At 50.4% G+C, this 4,047-nt stretch carries 6 protein-coding genes; 3 read left to right on the top strand and 3 right to left on the bottom strand.

Annotated features, from left to right (window positions below; genetic code table 11):
* The 3 genes from dnaX to recR form a co-directional block, all read left to right on the top strand.
* The coding region (gene dnaX / locus ACJMLT_RS03580; RefSeq protein WP_405726711.1) for a DNA polymerase III subunit gamma/tau at positions 1–1,378 on the top strand (1,378 nt) is incomplete at its 5' end.
* A gap of 80 nt (positions 1,379–1,458) precedes the next feature.
* Positions 1,459–1,794, top strand: a complete 336-nt coding sequence (locus tag ACJMLT_RS03575) for a YbaB/EbfC family nucleoid-associated protein (protein ID WP_405726708.1) — start codon at positions 1,459–1,461, stop codon at positions 1,792–1,794.
* Between the two features lie 16 nt (positions 1,795–1,810).
* On the top strand, positions 1,811–2,410 hold the full coding sequence (recR, locus tag ACJMLT_RS03570; protein ID WP_405726705.1) for a recombination mediator RecR: 600 nt from the start codon (positions 1,811–1,813) through the stop codon (positions 2,408–2,410).
* Between the two features lie 45 nt (positions 2,411–2,455).
* On the opposite strand, the gene ACJMLT_RS03565 is transcribed toward recR, so the two are convergent.
* The 3 genes from ACJMLT_RS03565 to ACJMLT_RS03555 form a co-directional block, all read right to left on the bottom strand.
* Positions 2,456–3,208 (bottom strand): threonine/serine exporter family protein, encoded by a 753-nt coding sequence (locus ACJMLT_RS03565; RefSeq protein ID WP_405726702.1) that lies wholly within the window; start codon positions 3,206–3,208, stop codon positions 2,456–2,458.
* A 203-nt stretch (positions 3,209–3,411) separates the two neighbouring features.
* A complete protein-coding gene (locus ACJMLT_RS03560; protein WP_405726699.1) occupies positions 3,412–3,879 on the bottom strand; it encodes a threonine/serine exporter family protein in 468 nt (155 codons plus the stop codon).
* A 17-nt stretch (positions 3,880–3,896) separates the two neighbouring features.
* Entirely contained in the window at positions 3,897–4,037 is a 141-nt protein-coding gene (locus ACJMLT_RS03555; RefSeq protein ID WP_405726714.1) for a threonine/serine exporter family protein, read from the bottom strand.
* Positions 4,038–4,047 lie beyond the last annotated feature (10 nt).

Genomic DNA, 4,047 nt, shown 5'->3' with positions numbered 1-4,047 from the left:
ACCCTGTAACGAATGTGCGGTCTGCAGGGATATCCTTGCGGGCAGAAGTGTCAATGTCATCGAGATCGATGCGGCCTCCAACAACGGCGTAGATAATATCCGTGAAATTCGTGAAGAAGTGAAATATCCCCCTACCCAGGGGAAATTCAAAGTCTATATTGTCGATGAAGTGCATATGCTTTCCACGGCGGCTTTCAATGCGCTTCTGAAAACATTGGAAGAACCCCCTGCCCATGTCATCTTCATTCTGGCGACCACAGACCCCCAGAAAGTTCCTGCGACCATCCTGTCCCGTGTGCAGCGGTTCGATTTTCGTCGTATTACGACAGAAACCATTGCGGACACCCTCATGGGCTATCTCAAGGAAGAAGGGCATGATGCCACGCCCGAAGCGGTACGCTATGTGGCCCAGCTGGGGGACGGCTCCATGCGTGATTCTCTGAGTATCCTTGACCAGTGCCTTGCGTTCTTCAGCGGGGAGGAAGTGACGCTGGAAAAGGTTCTGGATATCATGGGCGCTGTAGACCAGACCATCTTCTTCGAAATGACGGAAGCGCTGGCGCAGAAAGACGCGAAAAAAGCTATGACATTGGTGGAGGAAATGATGCTTTCCGGCAGAGATGTAAAGCAGTTCGTGACGGAAATGCTGCAGCATCTGCGTAATCTTCTGATGGCGGCAACCATCCCCGATGCGGGCATGGTGCTGGATCTTTCCAGGGAAAATGCGGAAAGGCTGCAGGCGGCGGCAAAGGTGCTTTCTCCCGAGGAGATCATCTATTTCATCGGGAAATTCTCTGATCTGCAGAGCGAAATGAAATGGGCGCCCAATGAGCGTATCCTGCTGGAAGTAGAGCTGATGAAGCTTTGCGCACCATGGACGGAGAAAGATGTTTCTACCTTGGCGGCAAGACTGGGGGAACTGGAACGAAAGGTTTCCGAAGGGGTTCAGGTGGTTTCCGTTGCGGCGGCACCCGACGCAAAACCGAAAGAAAAACCCAAACGCAGACCCCCTGCTCTGCCCGAAGACAGACAGCATGTGAAGGATCAGTGGATCCTGCTGAGAAGCGAAGTGGAAGATGCACCGCTGAGAAGCAAACTGACACAGGTGGAAGTAGGATTCAAGGAAGACGAGTTCCTCTATCTGATCTGTGAATACGGCGCGTTGGCGGATATGGTGGAAAAAGGCATCGACCAGATCGCCGCTGTGCTGGAAAAGGAAACAGGCAAGTCCTTCCAGATCCGCACGACGACCAAGGCGGAATACAACCTGTGGTATGAAGCAAACTACGGCAAACAGGAAGATGTGGCCACGGAAGAAGAGGACGCGGAGTTTGCAAGCATTCTGGGACAATATTTCCCTGAAGCAGATATCGAATAAACCCTTGTCATCAGGCAAGGTATCATATAAAATAAAAAAGATGTATATTTTTAGAAATTGATTTCAAGGAGGAATAAACAATGGCAAAAGGCGGTTTCCCCGGCGGCATGGGTGGCATGAACATGAACAACCTGATGAAGCAGGCACAGAAAATGCAGAAACAGATGATGGAAAAACAGGAAGAACTGCAGGCAAGAACACTGGAAATGACATCCGGCGGCGGTGCAGTAAAAGTGAAAATTTCCGGTAAAAAAGAAATTCAGGAACTGAAGATCAACCCCGACGTAGTAGATCCCGATGATGTGGAAATGCTGGAAGACCTGATCATTTCCGCTGTAAACGAAGCGATCAGACAGGTAGAAGAAATGTATAACAACGAAATGGGCCGTATGACAGGCGGCATGGGCATGTTCTGATAAAGAAGGGATACGCATGAATTATTACGGCAACCCTGTTACAAGGCTCATTGAAGAACTGGCCTCTCTGCCCGGTATCGGCGGCAAATCCGCCCAGCGGCTGGCCTTTCATATCATCCATATGCCCAGAGAAAAGGTGGCAGCCCTTTCTGAAGCCATTCTGGATGCAAAGGATCAGGTGCGTTACTGCTCTGTCTGCTGTAACCTGACGGAAGAGGAGATCTGCCCTGTCTGCGCCAATGTAAAGCGTGACCATAAAGTCATCATGGTGGTGGAAGATCCCAGAGATATGGCAGCTTATGAAAGAACGAAGGAGTTCCACGGTGTATATCATGTGCTACATGGTGCCATTTCTCCCATGACGGGCGTAGGTCCGCAGGATATCCGCATCCGTGAACTGATCAGTCGTATCGACGGCACGGTGGAGGAAGTTATCCTTGCGACCAACCCCAATGTGGAGGGGGAGGCAACGGCTATGTATATTGCAAAAATGCTGAAGCCTCTGGAAGTGAAGGTGACCCGTATCGCCAATGGCGTGCCTGTGGGCGGCGATCTGGAATATGTGGATGAGATCACATTGTCCAGAGCATTGGAAGGCAGAAGAGAACTGTTATAAAAAACAAAACGCGAAGACACAATGGTGTTTTCGCGTTTTTTTTCATTACAGGAAATAGGATAATGTCAGGCCGATGCCGCCGGCCAGTGCGCCGGCAATGACGATGGCTTCCACGGCCTTTGTGTATCCGCTGATGATATTGCCTTCCAGCAGATCACGCATGGCTTTGGAAAATGTCATACCGGGCAGGAGGGGCATAAGACTGCCGACAATGCTGGCATCCATGTGACTTCCCGGAAAGAAGGGCTGCATACCGCAGGCGCAGAATGCAACAAATGCCCCGGAAAGAAAGGGAGGGAGAAAATAGGGCATTTTTTTGGTATCCAGCCAAAGGGAAAGGATGCCCAGCAATGTGCCGATCAGAGTGGAAAGGATGCCGTCGGTCAGGCAGGGGGTCAGAAGAAGACCGCAGCCGCCTGCAATAGCTCCGTATCCCAGAATATATGTCAATGGATGATATTTTTTGTTTTTGCTGATGTTGTCCAGTCGGTTGATGGCTTCCTCCAGTGTGATCTTACCGGAAACGAAGGCGCGGGACATGTCGTTGACATCGCACACCTTCTGGAAGTTGATGGAACGGCTATGGATGGACCGCATCATGGAAAGGGGGCTTTTCTCCGTACGGGGGAGGGTCACCAGAAGGACGGTGGAAAGGGCTAAGGCTTCGGTCTTATCTCTGCCGGTGGTATTCAGGATGCGCTGCATGGTATCCTGCACACGGAAGGTTTCCGCGCCATTTTTGATCATGATCTCGCCGGCGTCCAATGCCAGATTGATCAGTTTGGTATCCTGATCCATTTTTTCGTCCTCCTTTCCTGAAAAATATTGCCTGCTGTATCAGTTTATCCGTTTTTCCGGAAAAGTAAAGTAGAACTATTTTTCGGAAAAGTACGGTTTTTTGACAGAAAACAGACTCGGTTTTTTGTTGTCAGACGAAGGTGGTGAAAAATGAACAAAAAAAAGCCCGGTGGCATTGATTACCACTGGGTTTTTGTATGTTTTTAGCCTTCTTTTCGTTCCAGATGAGGAATGATATTAAACCATTTTGTAGGCAAAACCAGCACGATTACAGAGCCGATCCCGATGGCGCCGGCCAGTTTGAATGCTGTCAGGATGTTGATAGTCGTGTCAAAAGCGCCGCCTTCCATGGCAGAGGTGATGCAGTGATATACCGCCGCACCGGGTACCAGAGGCAGGATGCCGGGCAGATGATACACGATGGTCGGCAGTCTTCTCTGGCAGGAAAGGATGCGGGCAAAGCTGGTTGCCGCACAGGTAGCCAGCAATGTGCCGACAAAGGGAGTACCGCCGTGTCGGATCACCAGCTGATAGGTCAGCCAGCAGATGAAGGCAGCTACGCCGCAGTAAGGGATCTCTTTTCTGGGAGCATTGCAAACGATGGCATAGCCCATGCAGGCTACCATGGCAATGATAGGATGGATCAGATAATAAAAAATAGGTTCACTCATATTTTTGACCTCCGTTTTTAAGACATGTGGAAAATAGTCAGAGCGATGGCAACACCGCCGGCGATGGAAACGGCATTGAGCAGTACTTCCACCACTTTGGAGTTCCCGCTGATGAGGTTGCCTTCCAAAAGGTCACGCATGGCTTTGGAAAGAGCCAGACCGGGCAGC

This window comes from Anaerotignum sp., assembly GCF_045122575.1.
In the GTDB taxonomy this organism is placed as follows: Bacteria; Bacillota; Clostridia; order Lachnospirales; family Anaerotignaceae; genus Anaerotignum_A.
Note: the sequence above shows the minus strand (reverse complement) of the source record. Positions and strands in the feature narration are given on the sequence as shown.